Genomic DNA, 15,822 nt, shown 5'->3' with positions numbered 1-15,822 from the left:
CTTTCCTGTTTTGACGGCCAAAGTTTGATGATTCCTTATTATATTCTGTACTTTTGTCAAAATTTTAGAATTTAGAAATGAGTTTAAATAGTAGAAAGATCTTTATTGGACTATGTATAGTAGTTCCGTTTTTATTGTACTGTGTGTATTACTATTCTAATATGGTCAAGAATGCTCCATACAGATTTTCGGATTTCGAATCGATTGTCATTAAATATGGAGAACCCGATCATATGGTCAATGAATTCAATTCCAAAACCCACCATTATCAATATCTGGATAAGCGTGATTCATTGATCAATGACACATTAAAACTTCGTAAAGATGATTTATTGTATCTGCACCGCAAAGCAATGGAACTTGGATTCTGGAATCTGGATGACGATATGACAACCAGGAGAGCAAATGCAAGTGAAGGTAAAGAGATTCCGCGTTACTATGTGGAATACAATTATAAAGACAAGTCCAAAAAAGTCACGCTGGATGCCGATTATCCTGGCAATCCGAAGATGAAAGATGCTGCTAAGACTGTTGTTGATGAGATTCTGAAAATGATCGCAGAAGCACAGGCTAGATAAAACTAAAAATATACTCCATAAAAAAGGTCACTCTACCGTAGAGTGACCTTTTTTATGGAGTAATAAATGCGAAATAATAATCATTTAATTGGGTCTTAATCCTGACTTAATATCCGCTCTCTACATTTGTGTCAGAGTAATTTTTGTTTATATCCAATGTTAGGGTTAAAATTGTTAGAGATCTGTTGCGAAACACATTCATAACATAGTTTGTTTTAAGATGGAAAAAGGTAATCGCCAGATTACCTTTTTTTATGTCTTAATGATATGTTTTTTCTAATTGCTTCGGGTCATGCTTGTGTTTGAACAGCAAAGCAAATAATACAGCTATAACGAGTGTATATGCTGAAAAGGCCAGCCATATATGATGCCAGTCCTTAAGATGTAACGGTTTCTCGAATGCCCCTGTAGCGGATATAGCGACGCCTTTATCTTTTAAAAAGGCCACAAAATGTATATTGGTCACTTCGGATTGAAGAAAAGTAGCCAACTGACCGATATCCTGAAAAGACATAGTAAAGTAATGATCGATCACCCAACCCGAGATCAGACTGCCTAATACAGCTCCAAAACCATTTGTCATCATCATAAACAATCCCTGAGCCGAAGAACGGATTTTGGAATCGGTAGAAGTTTCGACAAACAGGGAACCCGAAATGTTGAAAAAATCAAAGGCCATACCATACACAATACAGGAAAGAATAATCATCCATAATCCATCCTGAGGATTGCCGTAGGCAAAAAGACAAAAGCGCAATACCCAGGCTACCATAGAAATCAGCATGACCTTCTTGATTCCGAATCGTTTTAAGAAAAACGGAATGGCCAGAATAAATAAAGTCTCCGAGATTTGAGAGATCGACATAATAATCGTAGAGTATTTTACGACTAATAATTCGGCATATTTCGGAAAAAACTTGAATTCATCGATATACACATCCCCATATGCATTGGTCAGTTGCAAAGCACCACCCAGAAACATCGAGAAGATAAAGAATAAAGCCATCTTATAATTTCCGAACAACTTGAATGCTTCCAGTCCAAATGTCTGCATCCAGGTAGCATTTTCTTTGATAAGTTTCTGAGGCGTGTTTTTAGGCAGTGTCAGTGCATATAATCCCAAGGATATAGCTGCAGTACCAGCGATATAAAACTGGATAGCAGTAGCTTTATTACCAGATAGGTTGACGATCCACATCGCTGCTATAAATCCGACTGTTCCCCAGACACGGATAGGAGGGAAGCTTTTCACAAGATCATAATTGTTCTTGATCAGTGCGGTGTAAGCGATCGAATTGGAAAGTGCCAGTGTAGGCATGTAACAACACATGGCTGCTAGCATGACATAAAAAAAGGAGCCCGGATTATCTACCTGTGGGAGGTAGAATAAAATAGCTCCATATAAAATGTGAAGTATACAGTATAGTCGCTCTGCATTCACCCATCGGTCTGCTATAATTCCGATCAGCGTAGGCATAAATAAAGAAGCGATTCCCATCGTTGCAAATATGGCTCCGAACTGTGTACCATCCCACTGTTTAGTGCCAAACCAAAAGTTTGCTATTGTTATTAACCATGCTCCCCACACAAAAAATTGTATGAAGTTCATAATGGTCAATCTAAATTTAATAGACATGTATGTTTGTTTCGTTAATTTTAAATCTAAGATGAAGATTTTCTGTAGGTGATTTCGTCACGGATTGCAGCTGCTGTCTCGTATTGCTCGTCTGCAATTGCTTTTTCCAGAGCAGCTTCTAACTGTTCATCAGAAAGTGAACTGTATGGTGATTTTTTCTGAGGTGTCGGGATCTCTTTACGTGGTTCCTGTGGAGCTTTGGCAGCTTCTACACTTTCAATATTTTCCAAAAATGCAAAATCATTACTTTCAATCACAATTCCGGCAGATGCCATAATAAATTCATAAGTAAAGATAGGGGCATCAAAACGTACAGCCAAGGCAATTGCATCAGAAGTACGGGCATCAATTTCAGAGATTTTTTCACCATCACTACAGATCAGTTTGGCGAAAAAAATACCGTCAATAAGATTGTAGATGATTACTTCCTGTAAAGTGATTTCGTAGGCATCGGCAAATGCTTTGAAAAGATCATGTGTAAGAGGACGACTGGGCGTCATTTTTTCAATTTCTACAGCTATAGCCTGTGCTTCAAAACCTCCAATGATAATAGGTAGTCTTCTATTGCCACCAACTTCTCCCAGCACAAGCGCATAGGCACCTGATTGCGTCTGACTATATGAAAGTCCTACGATATCTAAATTGATTTTCTTCATTCTTCCCTCTTACGATATTACAAAGATGTGAATATTAAAAGCAAAATAAAAGCGGCTACTACAATAATTTGAAATAGCCGCCTTTACGGGGTAACGAATTTACGATCAATTATTTTTATATGCTTTCAATGCTGCAGTCAATTTGGGTACAATATCAAAGGCATCACCCACAATTCCATAGTCTGCAACTTTGAAAAACGGAGCCTCCGGATCTTTGTTGATAACAACAATTGTTTTTGAAGAGCTCACACCTGCCAGATGCTGAATAGCACCGGATATTCCGATAGCGATATACAGATTCGGACTTACGACGATCCCTGTCTGTCCTACGTGTTCAGAATGAGGTCTCCATCCTGCATCCGATACCGGTTTGGAACATGCTGTTGCCGCACCCAATACATCTGCAAGTTCTTCAATTATAGCCCAGTTCTCAGGACCTTTTAGCCCACGTCCTGCAGAAACGACAATCTCGGCTTCCGGAAGTGAAACTTTATCGGTAGCCCGTACTATTTCTTTTACGATTGTACTCAGGTCAGTCGCTTGAAACTGAGGTGCAAAAGCTTCTATTGCAGCTGATCCGCCAACAGCCTTTGCTTCGTAAGCGTTTGGATTTACGGAAATTACTTTCACGGCAGAGCTTAGTTCAACAGTTGCAAATGCCTTATTAGAAAAAGCTGTTTTCTTAACAGATAAGCTATCACCGCTGATCTGAGGCAATTCGATTACTCCGTCTGCAAGACCAGCCTGCAGTTTGGTCGCAATACGCGGTGCAAGACCTTTACCGCTGAATGAATTGGACAGAACTACGATTTTGGATCCCTCTTTCTGAGCTGCTTCCGCAATGACAGAGGCATATGCTTGATTGACAAAGTTTTTAAGATCTCCATTTTGTACATTCAAAACTTTTGAAGCTCCGAACTGACCGAGTTTCTCCAGTTCAGAATTGCTGACATCACCGATCGATATAGCCGTAACAGTACTTCCTGTCTGGTCTGCAATGGCTTTTGCATAAGAAACAGCTTCAAATGCGGATTTCTTAAATTGACCTTCAATATTTTCTATATAAACTAATACAAACATAATTTTCAGTTTTAATAAAATGAATTAAATAACCTTTGCCTCATCATGCAAAAGACCCACCAATTTCTCTACTTCTCCGGCATCTACCATTTTTACTGTACCACGCGGAGCGGGAGATTCATATTTGGTGATATGAGACAATTGGGGTACTTCTACCGCAGGGATCACCTGCAAAGGTTTAGTCCGTGCACTCATGATTCCCCGCATATTCGGGATTTTGGGTTCAGCAACACCTTCAGCAGTACCCACAACCATAGGCAATGAAGTCGTCAATATTTCCTTCCCTCCTTCGATTTCACGTTCTACAGTAGCATTAGAACCATCAATATCTATTTTTTTGGCGATAGAAATAGAGGGTATATTCAATAATTCAGCTACAATAGCTCCTACCTGTGCTCCATTATAGTCGATAGACTCGCGTCCGGTAAGGATCAGATCAAAAGGATTGCTTTTGACATAATCAGCAATCTGATTTGCAACAAACCACGCATCACGTGGAACGCTGTCTACACGTACAGCATCATCTGCTCCTGTAGCCAATGCTTTGCGGATGGTAGCTTCTGTAGACGCTTCGCCAACATTAATTACCGTTACCGTGCCTTTCCCTCCTTCAGCCAGATCGATCGCTTTGGAAAGTGCAATCTCATCATAAGGATTTACAATAAATTGAACACCTGCTGTATTGAAGGCAGTTCCATCATTCGCAAATGTTATTTTTGATGTCGTATCCGGGACATTACTTATACAAACTAATATTCTCATAATTGTATGCGTTTTACACAAACCTAATATTTTTTGTAATAAAAGTAAAGTCTTTGAGGCGGAAATTTCCCATTTACAAAACTGTTTCTTTTGTCTTTTTTAACAAAATAATTGACCTGTTTGAATAATTTATTTTAATTAAACTATTTGTAATCAGTTACTTGGTTTTGTTTTTAATTTAATATTATACAGCTTGATATGATCGTCAGTGAAATGTCATTTTATATGCTAGCATAGTATTTTGAGTTTTTGATCCTTCAAAATTTTCTTTCATTTTAGGAATGATGAACAACCAAAATTTTATTTTTGCTACCTATTTGTTTTCGTCCAGAATTTTCTTTCTTTGCGCGTCGTATTCTTCCTGACTGATCAGTTTCTGATCAAACAGTTCTTTTAGTTCTTTAAGTCTGTCAGCTGTAGATTTGCTGTTAGCTTTATCGGAGGTAACAGCTTGTGGTGTATTTGCGCCGGCAGGGATAAGGTCGTAGGTGCGTTCGGGTTTGTATTTCATAGTCCATAGAAAAGGTACTAATACAAAGACACCTCCTATAATAGCACCGACATCTGCTTTTTCGTTTCTTGAGAAACTCGTGTTTAATGTTTCGTACCCTTCTTTTTCTAATTTAACATGGGTTGTGCTGCCAATGATCTTTGTATCCTCATATGCATATGGAGTGACTCCCACAGATTCGCCGTTTAAAAAGACTTTTGCACCGGAAGGATTGGATTGAATTAATGTTTTGCTTGCACAACTGGCAAATAGCATGGTGCTTGCTAATGAGAGTATTGCGGTTTTTTTTAAATTAATGGCAAAATTCTGCTGTTTTGTTTTCATAATTGTGTTAAAAATGTTTTGTTAAAATTATACACAATTATACAATGTTATTTTCGTTATCTCAAAATTAATAAAAATATGTATTTTAATAAGTTTAATAGATTTAAATATATTGTGAGCAATGATTAACTTTGGTTACATTATTACATAATATCAATTTATTACATAATATCAATCATCATGTCTTCTAAATTTGAACAACTTCAGGCATATTTAAAAGAAAGTCCCTTGGATCCGTTTCTGCATTATGCTCTTGCAAATGAATATCTCAAAACAGGAGAGGATTTGGAGGCTTTGAGCAGGTTTATAAAGCTTACAGAGCAGTTTCCGGATTATGTAGGTACTTATTATCATTTGGGTAAATTACTAGAGAAGCTTGATCGAAAGGATGATGCATTGCTGTATTACCAGAAAGGAATGGAAGTGGCCAAAGCAAAACGTAATATGCATGCACTGAATGAGCTAAAGGGAGCCTACCTTATGGCTATCGGAGAAGATGATGAAGATGACTATTAATGTTAAAATATGCTAAAAGTCAGCATCCCTGACTTTGTGGTATCAATTTTGTTTGCATAGTAACAGTTCCTTATGCACAAAAATGAAAACTAGAGTCTATATCCTTGCAACATTACTACTCTTTATTATTCTTGGTAGTTGTATCAACAACCGTCAGAATAAAACAGAGCGGTCAAATGATGCAGCATATAGCATTTCACCGGATGGAACTATCGAACAGAAGTCTGATCAGTTTACAGGAGAATATAAGGGCATATTACCTTGTGCAGATTGTGACGGAATCGAAACCATTTTGCATATTAATGCAGATAAATCCTATCAGCTCAGTACAAAATACCTTGGTAAAAGCGACGAAAATTTTGTGAAAAGCGGACGTTGGAAAATGCATGCCAATACCTTGACACTGGAAGGAATAGATTACAAATTCAGAATCCTGGAAGATCAGTTATCTCAGTTGGATCTCTCCGGAAATGATATTAAGGGCGATCTGGCAGATCAATACCGTCTTGCAAAATTTGAAGAATAAAAATATATAAAGCACTGTTGTTAAAAAGAAAATGCCGTTTGTCAATCTCTGATAAACGGCATTTGTTGTAAATAGTGTATGGTTTTTAAACTAAAACATCCTGATTGCAAAGTTCTTTGAGTTTACTTACCACAATGTCGACTTCTTCTTTTGTGTTATTTTTGGAAAATGAAAACCTTACTGATGGTCTTGTGCTGCTTGCATTGATAGCAGATAGTACATGTGAGCCTATATCAGATCCGGAACTGCATGCGCTGCCTCCCGAACATGAAATACCTTCGATATCCAAACTGAATAGTAACATATCAGCCATATTTGTACATGGGAAAGATACATTCAGTACAGTATAAAGAGATTTTTCGGAATCCGTCTCACCGTTAAAGCCTACATTAGGAATAGCCTTGATCAGCTCTTCTTTCATATAAGATTTAAGACCTTGTATATGTGCCTGATGTATTTCCATTTCATTATAGCACAATTCCAATGCTTTTGCCAGTCCTACTATTCCATAGACATTTTCGGTGCCGCCCCGCATATTACGCTCCTGAGCACCGCCATAAATCATCGGTTTAATCTTATTCTTTCCGTTGATGTACAGAAAGCCTACACCTTTGGGGCCATGAAACTTGTGTGCCGCTCCGGTTATAAAATCAATTTTCAACTGACTCAGATCATGTCTGTAATGTCCCATTGTCTGTACCGTATCCGCATGGTATACAGCATTGTACTGGTGACATATTTCGGCTACTTTTTGTATATCCGTTAAATTCCCCAATTCATTATTGGCATGCATCAGTGAGACAAAAGTACGCGGATTTGAAGCCAGAAGTTGTTCCAACTGTTCGAGATCCACATTTCCTTTGGCATCTACCTTAAGAATATTCAGTTGTATCTTACCTTCTTTCTGTAATTCTTCCAGTGTATGAAGTACGGCGTGATGTTCTAATGGTGAAGTAATAGCATGCGTTATCCCGAGATCTATTACCGATCTCACGATAGCCATGTTATCTGCTTCAGTACCTCCGGAAGTGAAAAATATTTCAGAAGGAGAAGTATGGAGTAGATTAGCCACAGTTTTTCTGGCTTTTTCAACTATCGTCTTTACTTGGCGACCATGTGCATGAATAGAAGATGGGTTTCCAAAGTTTTCCTGCATAGTCTCTACCATCACTTTAATGACCTCAGGGTCTAAAGGTGTGGTAGCAGCGTTATCAAAATAAATTTGCATAAGAACAAAGTTAGAAATAAGAATTAAATTTTTAAAGACGCTTTTTTTCCAGGGACGACCAACAGGACAATTCCAGCCAGGCTTAACAGTAAGGCGAGGATTACTAAAATGTCACCATTACCGGTATAAAATGTGATATTCTCATTGAGATTTATTTCCTGAGTAAGTGCTGCCGGAACCCACCATGAGGTTTGCTGGATAATATCTCCTCTCTGATTTATAAAAGCAGAGATTCCGGTGTTAGCCGCACGGGCTATCCACCTGCGGTTTTCAATAGCTCTTAACTTGGCATAATCCAGATGCTGATCTTTACCGGAAGTATTTTTCCACCAGCCGTCGTTAGTAACAATTGTGATAAACTGAGCACCCTGTTTTACGTACTGTCCTACATAGTCACCCCATATCGATTCATAACATATTACAGGTGCTGCACCAATTCCGCTGCCAGCATAAAAAACACTGGGTTCATCCTGCTTTCCATATCCTCCGGTTGTTCCGCCAAATTGAGCAAATAAAGGCTTTAAAAAGCTCAATGCTGACCCGAAAGGCATCTGTTCTACACCGGGAACCAGTTTGGATTTATGATAAAATTGTAATTTGGACGAGTTATCTATAAATACTGCTGCATTAAAATTGTCTATAAATTGAGTACCGTACGGACGTGCAGTAGCTGTACGCTGATCCGTATACATACGACTACTCTCTATTCCTGATAATACAGCACCGTTTTTATATTTGTCCAGGAAAGACGATATTTCTTCATAAGCCGGATATTGCCGGAAGTTATCTTCATCTATCCAGCCTCTCGCTGAAATGGCTGTTTCGGGCCAGACAAAGAATTCTGTATTAGGTTTCGCTACTGATTCAGAAAGTCTGATCAGGGTTTTCAGCTGTTCTTCAGGAGATATACTCCCGAATTTTTGATAAGGATCTATATTAGGTTGCGTCACTACTACCTGTGAAGGGTTAAGATGTTCTTCATACGTAAAGTATCGGATTAAAGATCCTCCGATTGGTATGAAGATTACAGCTATCAGCGCAATATTAGTCCATTTTGGTTTAGTAAGCGACTGTATGTTACGTTTATGTAATACAAGCAGAAACACCAGAATATTGACTGCCCATATCCAGACAGATCCGCCGTATACACCTGTCCATTCGTACCATTGTATAAGGGGATGAGTAGCTGCAAAGCCATTTCCCAGCGTCATCCACGGAAAAGCGAGATCCCACCATTGGTGAAGATATTCATAGCATATCCAAAAAGCGGTAAGTCCGATCAATGAACGTGAAGGAGACTGTTTTTTGCGGAGTCTGTAGTACAGCCCGAAAACTATGGTCATCAGCAAGGGCGCAAGTCCGAACGGAATAAGGGAAATGGGTAATGCGGCGTATGCCGGAAGCCCCGCACTCATGGCGTTATATACCCAGTAGATACTTGCTGTATTCCACAGAAAACCTGTGATGAAAGCAAGTCCTGCTATTTTTCGCCCCTTTTTTACTTCGCTGCTTCGGATTACATTTTCTATAGCCAGTAGTAATGGTACAAAAGCAATCAGTAGCAGGGGGCCTGTATAAGGTATGGGAGGCCATGCCAGCCAAAGTAAAAAGGCACTTAAAAGTGCCAGTAAATAGTTATTTTTCACTTATTACAATTGAGACAATAGTTCATTCTTTTTGTTTTCGTACTCCGCCTGTGTTATAAGCTGCTTATCAAACAACGATTTGAGTTTCTTCAGTTTTTGCGTGATTTCATCATCTTCCTCTACCGGTGCCTTTGGCTCCGGAGCAGGAGGAGTGTAAGCGGGTGCTACATAGTTGTTCACTACAGGTGCAGCCGGCTCAGCAGGAGCTTCTTCATAAAAAGATTTTGGCTCGGCAGGAGCAGGTGTTTCTTCTTTTTTTACTTCTATAACCGGTGCAACAGGTGTTGAGATCACAATTTTTTCTTTTTCAGACTGTGTTTCTTCCTTTTTGCTGTTTTCCAAAGCTCCTTTTATAAGCTGATAAAGCTTGCGGGCCTGAATTTTCGGGATATAATCGATACTCAGATTTTCACCTGTGAATGGAATAACAGTTACTTTAGATCCGAAGATCTCTTCTTTAAAAGCAATATCCTTGATGTCTTTCCAGCTGAAAATCTCAAAATTGGTCGCTAAACCAAGTTTAGTGAATTCGCACAGGAAGATACGTTTACTGCTCACCGCAATACTGTCCGGTAATATGGTCACTGCAGGTTTTTTCTGCAATGCAATGTAGTCGATCTGTTCACCGGCAGTGAGCATATCCTTTAACTTATCTACTAATTTCTCTACTACCTTGACGTCTTGTCCGTCTTGTATATATTTATCAATAATCATTTTCTAAATTATTTGAATGAATAACAAAATATGATAACTATTCTAATCCTGCAATACAAATTACGAATTCTCCCTTAATTGGATTGTTTTCGAAATGTAATTTTAACGATGCTAATGTTCCCCTAACATTTTCTTCATACATTTTGCTCAGTTCACGGGAAACAGAACCTTGTCTTTCTTCTCCAAAGACGGCAATAAATTCGTCTATAGATTTGAGCAAACGATGGGGTGACTCATAAAAAATCATTGTGCGTTTTTCATCCGCAAGATTTTTTAATCTTGTCTGCCTTCCTTTTTTTACGGGTAGGAAACCTTCAAAGCAAAACCTGTCATTTGGCAAGCCTGAATTTACCAGCGCAGGTACAAATGCCGTAGCTCCCGGCAGACATTGTACTTCAAGACCTTCTTTCAGGGCAGCTCTGACTAATAGAAAACCGGGATCTGAAATAGCAGGAGTGCCAGCATCAGAAATCAGGGCTATCTGCTGTCCTTCTTTAAGAAATCTGATAATCTCTGTTACAGCTTTATGTTCATTGTGCTGATGATGCGCAAAAACCTTTTTGTCGATACCAAAGTGTTTGAGCAAGGGAGCAGAGGTCCGCGTATCTTCAGCAAGAATCAGATCAGCTTCTTTCAATACACGAATAGCACGGAAAGTCATATCCTCAAGATTGCCAATAGGCGTGGGAACTAAATATAACATAGTCAAAGGTAAAGGTTTTTTGTGAAAAGACGTATGTCGCTGATGAGGGACTTTATATTTGGCCATTTGTAGGAGAAAAGTGAGGTAATGAAGACTGAATTCAAACCTTTTATGAATTCATTTTCTGTATATTCTTAGCTCTTCTTATCTTTGGTCATTATTAAATACATAAATAGTATGTTGCAATTAAATTATATCCGTGAAAACAGGGATAAGGTAATCGAAAGATTAGGGGTGAAAAACTTCAAGGAATTAGGTTTGGTTGACGAAATCATCTCTTTGGATGAGTTACGTCGCAAGACCCAGTCGGAGTCAGATTCCCTTTCAGCAGAAGCCAATGCTGCCGCAAAACAAATAGGAGATTTGATGCGTCAAGGTAAAAAAGAAGAAGCTGAAACTGTTAAATCGCAATCGTCCGGATATAAGGAGCAAGTAAAGCAACTGACTGAAAAGCTAAGTGAAGTAGAACAGGAACTGCATAATAAAATTGTACAATTGCCTAATCTGCCACATAGTTCAGTTCCGGCAGGAGTAGCTGCCGAAGATAACGAGGTAATTTATACGGCAGGGGATGTACCTAGTCTGGATGAAGATGCTTTGCCTCACTGGGAACTGGCTGCAAAATATGATATTATCGATTTCGAATTGGGAACGAAGGTCGCAGGAGCTGGATTTCCGGTGTATAAAGGAAAAGGTGCAAGGTTACAACGTGCGTTGATCAATTTCTTTCTTGATCAGGCTGCAGAAGTAGGATATAAAGAAGTGCAGGTCCCTATTGTAGTTAACGAAGCTTCCGGTTTCGGAACAGGGCAACTGCCTGACAAAGAGGGGCAGATGTACCATGTAGGTCAGGACGATCTGTATCTGATCCCGACGGCGGAAGTACCAGTGACGAATATGTACAGAGATGTTATCGTAAAAGCAGAAGATTTTCCTATCCGTCATTGTGCTTATACACCATGTTTCCGCAGAGAAGCAGGTTCCTACGGAGCACATGTACGCGGACTGAACAGACTGCATCAGTTTGATAAAGTGGAGGCTGTACAGATTGTACATCCTGATCAATCTTATGCCGTAATAGAAGAGATGTGTAAATATGTACAGGGACTTTTGGAAAAACTGGAATTGCCATACCGGGTACTGCGTCTTTGCGGTGGCGATATGAGTTTTACAGCTGCTTTGACATATGATCTTGAAGTGTACAGCACAGCACAAAAAAGATGGCTGGAAGTTTCTTCAGTCTCTAATTTTGAAACGTATCAGGCAAATCGTCTGAAAGTACGTTTCAAAAATGAAGAGGGTAAAATGCAATTAGCTCATACATTGAACGGATCAGCTCTTGCGCTTCCACGCATTGTGGCTTCCTTACTGGAAAATAATCAGACAGGTAAAGGAATTAAAGTTCCGGCAGCTCTGGTACCGTATACAGGTTTTGAGTATATCGATTAAATAAAAAAAGGGTGGGATAAAATTTTATCCCACCCTTTTTCTTTAACTCCGTTTCTTAGTTCTGACGAGGCTCCATTCGTACCAGATACTGATCCTGATCGTCTTCAAACAGGATCTGAACAACCCAGTTTTCTTCACGTGCCACTTTAATCAATGTTTGCTGATCCAAATAAAGCCATTTAAAAGGAGCACCTTTTACTCCCCGGTATTCATACTGATAATTGATCTCACCGAAATAATAATCAGGTTTTTTGATATGGTATTCCTCATATAAATATGAAATATCTGAAGAATCAAACAGGAGCTGGCCCCGATCATCCAATAAAGATTTGGCGTGTCGAAGTAATCTTCTGAATCCTTCCAGATCACCTGCTAATCCTATGCCGTTCATCAGAAATAATAACGTATTGTACTTCTGATCTTTGACGTTGAAAATATCATCATTTATAATCGTATCTATACCTCTTTGTTTCATAATATGAGATGCAGTCTCCGATATTTCCAAAGCTTCCACTTCAAATCCCTTTTGCTGAAGGTATAATGCGTGTACACCTGTGCCGGCTCCCACATCCAGTACTTTACCATCACATAATGAAAGTGCAATAAATTCCAGTTCTGTGAAATCTTCTTCTTCGCGGAAGAATATATCTACCGGCATTTCTTCTATATCTCCATAACTGCTATGCAACAAAAGGGGAGATGGGGTCTCACTTGTTGCAAAATAATCCTGAAGAGCCTCTCCGTATACATCTCTATTCATCAATCTTCTATCATTAGTATTTTTTTTGCCAGATATATAGATTCAGGATCACCGGTATGTTTCTTAGGTTCATCGGATAATTTGATGACCGGTGTCCATTCTCCTTCTTCCGGATAGGCTTCTGTCATCTTAAGTACAATATTCATTGCAGGCAGACCTGCATCATTGGTGAAGTTGGTACCTATACCAAAGGAATAGCCGATCTTACCTTTGCAGTATGCTGATATTTTTTCCACTTTGTCATAATCCAGGCCATCGGAAAATGTGATCGTCTTTGAAAGCGGATTGATTCCGTTTCTGACATAATGAGCTATTGTCTTGTCCGCAAACACTAAAGGATCACCGCTGTCATGTCTTACACCATCAAACAATTTGGTTAGTTTTTTATCAAACTGCTTGAAAAAAACATCCGTAGTATAGGTGTCTGCCAGAGCTATACCGAGATCTCCCCTATAGACGTCCGACCAGTGTTCTAATCCTAAATGATTCGCCATCTTATAGCCATATTTGGCGGCATGAAACATAAACCATTCGTGTGCATGTGTACCGATAGGTTTTATTTTATGTACCTGAGCAAGATGTACATTGCTGGAACCGATAAAAGTTCCCTGACCATATTTTTTTAGTGTTTCGACAACCAGATTGTGTACATAGTAGGAGTAACGTCTGCGTGTACCGAAGTCTGCAATTGTAATTCCCAGTTTATCGTATTTCAGAATCTTTTCTTTAGCAATAGAGATGACTTCTTCATCTTCCAGCCTTTGGGCTCCTGTGGCTTCATAGAACAATTCACAGATAAGTGACATGATGGGGACTTCCCAAAGAATGGTACGGTACCAATAGCCTTCGATCGTTACCGAAATATCCGTCCCCTGCTGCAGTACCGTTACTTCGTCCGGATCATAGCGGTAGCCTTCCAGAAAATCAAAATAGGTAGGATCAATATAGGGGCAGTTTTCAGCAAAAAATGACTTCTCTGATTTTGTAAGTTTTAGTTTGGCCATCTCATGTATAGCTTCAGTAAGTAACTTGTCAAAACCCGGAGGAAACTTATGCTGACCTCTGTTGATAAACTGATAACGAGCTCTTGCCTTTGGGAACAATTTGACCACTGCAAATTGCATGGTAAACTTATAGAAATCGTTGTCAAGTATAGATGTTAATTTCGCCATTCTGTATGCTTGCAATACTATATATTGTGTTAAAAGAGATTAAAAGTACAAAAAGTTACAACAAACTATTGTTTTTTGAACGTAATTAAATGCCAGCAAAAAAGGCATTGCATAAATGCAATACCTCTTTCTCACAAATTTATTTCAATTAAATATCTATTATCTACCTCTGCTGCTTCTGCTGCTTCCTGAGGATGCAGTCCCGCGTTCAGCACGATTCGGAGCAGGAGTGCTGACTCTTTGTTCGCTGGCTCTTGTGCTTGCCTGCTGATATTGCGGAGCTCTTTCTGCTGATCTGCTGCGTCCTCTGTTCTCCATTTGAGGTTGTGAATTTCCTCTTTCGATAGAAGGACGGTTCTGCGGAGCAGATTCTCTTCTTTGCATATTTTCATTCGACTGACCGCGTGAAGATCTCGGCTGTCTGTCTATGGACTGATTCTGTCTTTCAACACGATTTGGTTCTACAGTAGAAGCCTCACGTTGACGAGAGCGATCCTGTCTGTTTCCGGCCTGACGTTCGAAAGGTCGGGAAGTCTGGACATCATTGTTCCGTTGTACCTCTCTGCTTCTTTCGGTACGGTTTGTATTTCCGTTGTTATCATTGCTGCGTGATCTGGAATTGTTTCCGTTCTGCAATGTAGCATTTCCTTCTTTGTCAATATACAGCGTACGGCTGCCACGATCTGTACGATTAGAAGAGATATCCGTATTGCGGCTTCTGTCCCCTGCATTTCTGCTTCTGTCTACACCTGTATTACTTCTGTTAGACTCACGGCTGTCTCTGCTTACCTGACGATCGCTGCTACGGCTATTGCCTCTGTCCGGACGATAAATAGAGACCGAACGGCTGTCTGCACTGGATCTTCCCGGACGATCACTCGTTCTCATATTTCGTACTGTAATACTGCGTCCGCTTGAACGTTCCATGTCTCTGCGGGATGGTCCGCCATAATAGTGATTGTTATTGACCACATAGGTATTATGAACGATAGTTGTTCTGTTGTATACGCGTCCGTAATCATGTACATAATGATTATGGAAATGACGGTCAAAGATATAACGGGAAGGCAGGAATACCCATAAGTTACCAATACCAATATTGATGTTTACGTTTACAGAGGGCATCATTGGTGCCCATCCGTAGTATCCGTTGCCGGAGCGCCAGTCTACCCATGCCGGTCCCCATTCGTATCCGGGAATCCATCCCCATCCGCGGTAATTGGAATATACCCAACGACCATAGTGAAAGGGAGCCCAGCCCCAGGGATAATCCGAAACCCAAGTATTTCCGTATTCTGTCATTGCCCAGTATCCATTGCTGGAATAGGGTCTGAAATCACGACCTGCATCAGGATACCATACTTCACCGTATGTTGGATCATCATCCCAGTTACCATAAGGAGATAACTCATCGTAAAACAAATCCAGTGACACCCCACCTCTTACCTGAGCACTGGCTGCAGATATCGAAAAAAGGCTTATGAGACCAAATATGGTCATAATAAATAATGTTGATTTTTTTAGCCCTTTCATATTCTTCAATTTAAAAGATGAATCCTTT

At 39.6% G+C, this 15,822-nt stretch carries 16 protein-coding genes; 4 read left to right on the top strand and 12 right to left on the bottom strand.

Features of this window, described 5'->3' with window-relative positions:
- The first annotated feature begins 77 nt into the window (after window positions 1-77).
- Window positions 78-578, top strand: coding sequence for a hypothetical protein (locus I6J03_RS04555; protein ID WP_232279863.1), 501 nt, complete (start codon window positions 78-80; stop codon window positions 576-578).
- Window positions 579-837: 259 nt separating this feature from the next.
- Here the strand turns inward: I6J03_RS04555 and I6J03_RS04550 are convergent, their stop codons facing one another.
- From I6J03_RS04550 to I6J03_RS04530, 5 genes are all read right to left on the bottom strand, one after another.
- Window positions 838-2,214, bottom strand: coding sequence for a nucleoside permease (locus I6J03_RS04550; RefSeq protein ID WP_003012471.1), 1,377 nt, complete (start codon window positions 2,212-2,214; stop codon window positions 838-840).
- Window positions 2,215-2,240: 26 nt separating this feature from the next.
- Window positions 2,241-2,870, bottom strand: coding sequence for a bifunctional nuclease family protein (locus I6J03_RS04545; RefSeq protein WP_003012474.1), 630 nt, complete (start codon window positions 2,868-2,870; stop codon window positions 2,241-2,243).
- A 105-nt stretch (window positions 2,871-2,975) separates the two neighbouring features.
- Complete coding sequence (locus tag I6J03_RS04540; RefSeq protein WP_003012476.1) at window positions 2,976-3,950, bottom strand: electron transfer flavoprotein subunit alpha/FixB family protein; 975 nt, start codon at window positions 3,948-3,950, stop codon at window positions 2,976-2,978.
- A gap of 24 nt (window positions 3,951-3,974) precedes the next feature.
- Window positions 3,975-4,712: an electron transfer flavoprotein subunit beta/FixA family protein gene (locus I6J03_RS04535; protein ID WP_003012478.1), complete on the bottom strand. Its 738-nt coding sequence runs from the start codon at window positions 4,710-4,712 to the stop codon at window positions 3,975-3,977.
- A 313-nt stretch (window positions 4,713-5,025) separates the two neighbouring features.
- Window positions 5,026-5,547: a PEGA domain-containing protein gene (locus I6J03_RS04530; protein ID WP_003012480.1), complete on the bottom strand. Its 522-nt coding sequence runs from the start codon at window positions 5,545-5,547 to the stop codon at window positions 5,026-5,028.
- A gap of 180 nt (window positions 5,548-5,727) precedes the next feature.
- Between I6J03_RS04530 and I6J03_RS04525 the strand changes: the two genes are divergently transcribed.
- Window positions 5,728-6,063 (top strand): hypothetical protein, encoded by a 336-nt coding sequence (locus I6J03_RS04525; RefSeq protein ID WP_003012482.1) that lies wholly within the window; start codon window positions 5,728-5,730, stop codon window positions 6,061-6,063.
- Between the two features lie 82 nt (window positions 6,064-6,145).
- Window positions 6,146-6,589: a copper resistance protein NlpE gene (locus I6J03_RS04520; protein WP_003012485.1), complete on the top strand. Its 444-nt coding sequence runs from the start codon at window positions 6,146-6,148 to the stop codon at window positions 6,587-6,589.
- An 85-nt stretch (window positions 6,590-6,674) separates the two neighbouring features.
- Here the strand turns inward: I6J03_RS04520 and I6J03_RS04515 are convergent, their stop codons facing one another.
- From I6J03_RS04515 to rsmI, 4 genes are read right to left on the bottom strand one after another with little or no spacing between them, the layout of a single operon-like run.
- Window positions 6,675-7,817 carry a cysteine desulfurase family protein gene (locus tag I6J03_RS04515; protein WP_003012487.1) on the bottom strand — a complete coding sequence of 381 codons (1,143 nt, stop codon included), beginning with the start codon at window positions 7,815-7,817 and terminating at the stop codon, window positions 6,675-6,677.
- Between the two features lie 23 nt (window positions 7,818-7,840).
- Window positions 7,841-9,463, bottom strand: coding sequence for an apolipoprotein N-acyltransferase (gene lnt, locus I6J03_RS04510; RefSeq protein ID WP_003012489.1), 1,623 nt, complete (start codon window positions 9,461-9,463; stop codon window positions 7,841-7,843).
- 3 nt (window positions 9,464-9,466) lie between these two features.
- Window positions 9,467-10,177 (bottom strand): PH domain-containing protein, encoded by a 711-nt coding sequence (locus I6J03_RS04505; RefSeq protein WP_201694170.1) that lies wholly within the window; start codon window positions 10,175-10,177, stop codon window positions 9,467-9,469.
- Between the two features lie 37 nt (window positions 10,178-10,214).
- Window positions 10,215-10,880 carry a 16S rRNA (cytidine(1402)-2'-O)-methyltransferase gene (gene rsmI, locus I6J03_RS04500; RefSeq protein ID WP_232279864.1) on the bottom strand — a complete coding sequence of 222 codons (666 nt, stop codon included), beginning with the start codon at window positions 10,878-10,880 and terminating at the stop codon, window positions 10,215-10,217.
- A gap of 177 nt (window positions 10,881-11,057) precedes the next feature.
- On the opposite strand from rsmI, the gene serS reads away from it, so the two are divergent.
- Window positions 11,058-12,329 (top strand): serine--tRNA ligase, encoded by a 1,272-nt coding sequence (gene serS / locus I6J03_RS04495; RefSeq protein ID WP_003012497.1) that lies wholly within the window; start codon window positions 11,058-11,060, stop codon window positions 12,327-12,329.
- A gap of 55 nt (window positions 12,330-12,384) precedes the next feature.
- On the opposite strand, the gene I6J03_RS04490 is transcribed toward serS, so the two are convergent.
- The 3 genes from I6J03_RS04490 to I6J03_RS04480 form a co-directional block, all read right to left on the bottom strand.
- Window positions 12,385-13,089 carry a class I SAM-dependent methyltransferase gene (locus I6J03_RS04490; protein ID WP_003012500.1) on the bottom strand — a complete coding sequence of 235 codons (705 nt, stop codon included), beginning with the start codon at window positions 13,087-13,089 and terminating at the stop codon, window positions 12,385-12,387.
- Entirely contained in the window at window positions 13,089-14,261 is a 1,173-nt protein-coding gene (gene pncB, locus I6J03_RS04485) for a nicotinate phosphoribosyltransferase (protein ID WP_201694167.1), read from the bottom strand. The genes I6J03_RS04490 and pncB overlap by 1 nt, the downstream gene beginning before the upstream one ends.
- Before the next feature lie 159 nt (window positions 14,262-14,420).
- Entirely contained in the window at window positions 14,421-15,794 is a 1,374-nt protein-coding gene (locus I6J03_RS04480) for a DUF6600 domain-containing protein (RefSeq protein ID WP_039990575.1), read from the bottom strand.
- Window positions 15,795-15,822 lie beyond the last annotated feature (28 nt).

The organism is Sphingobacterium spiritivorum, assembly GCF_016724845.1.
Taxonomy (GTDB): Bacteria; Bacteroidota; Bacteroidia; order Sphingobacteriales; family Sphingobacteriaceae; genus Sphingobacterium; species Sphingobacterium spiritivorum_A.
The sequence above is the reverse complement of the archived record's forward strand: the minus strand, read 5'-3'. Positions and strand labels throughout refer to the sequence as shown.

Bases quoted from the DNA above. Each gene is read 5' to 3' on its own strand.
- I6J03_RS04555 (WP_232279863.1), top strand. From the start codon at position 78: ATGAGTTTAAATAGTAGAAAGATCTTTATTGGACTATGTATAGTAGTT.
- I6J03_RS04550 (WP_003012471.1), bottom strand. From the start codon at position 2,214: ATGTCTATTAAATTTAGATTGACCATTATGAACTTCATACAATTTTTT.
- I6J03_RS04545 (WP_003012474.1), bottom strand. From the start codon at position 2,870: ATGAAGAAAATCAATTTAGATATCGTAGGACTTTCATATAGTCAGACG.
- I6J03_RS04540 (WP_003012476.1), bottom strand. From the start codon at position 3,950: ATGTTTGTATTAGTTTATATAGAAAATATTGAAGGTCAATTTAAGAAA.
- I6J03_RS04535 (WP_003012478.1), bottom strand. From the start codon at position 4,712: ATGAGAATATTAGTTTGTATAAGTAATGTCCCGGATACGACATCAAAA.
- I6J03_RS04530 (WP_003012480.1), bottom strand. From the start codon at position 5,547: ATGAAAACAAAACAGCAGAATTTTGCCATTAATTTAAAAAAAACCGCA.
- I6J03_RS04525 (WP_003012482.1), top strand. From the start codon at position 5,728: ATGTCTTCTAAATTTGAACAACTTCAGGCATATTTAAAAGAAAGTCCC.
- I6J03_RS04520 (WP_003012485.1), top strand. From the start codon at position 6,146: ATGAAAACTAGAGTCTATATCCTTGCAACATTACTACTCTTTATTATT.
- I6J03_RS04515 (WP_003012487.1), bottom strand. From the start codon at position 7,817: ATGCAAATTTATTTTGATAACGCTGCTACCACACCTTTAGACCCTGAG.
- I6J03_RS04505 (WP_201694170.1), bottom strand. From the start codon at position 10,177: ATGATTATTGATAAATATATACAAGACGGACAAGACGTCAAGGTAGTA.
- rsmI (WP_232279864.1), bottom strand. From the start codon at position 10,880: ATGTTATATTTAGTTCCCACGCCTATTGGCAATCTTGAGGATATGACT.
- serS (WP_003012497.1), top strand. From the start codon at position 11,058: ATGTTGCAATTAAATTATATCCGTGAAAACAGGGATAAGGTAATCGAA.
- I6J03_RS04490 (WP_003012500.1), bottom strand. From the start codon at position 13,089: ATGAATAGAGATGTATACGGAGAGGCTCTTCAGGATTATTTTGCAACA.
- pncB (WP_201694167.1), bottom strand. From the start codon at position 14,261: ATGGCGAAATTAACATCTATACTTGACAACGATTTCTATAAGTTTACC.
- I6J03_RS04480 (WP_039990575.1), bottom strand. From the start codon at position 15,794: ATGAAAGGGCTAAAAAAATCAACATTATTTATTATGACCATATTTGGT.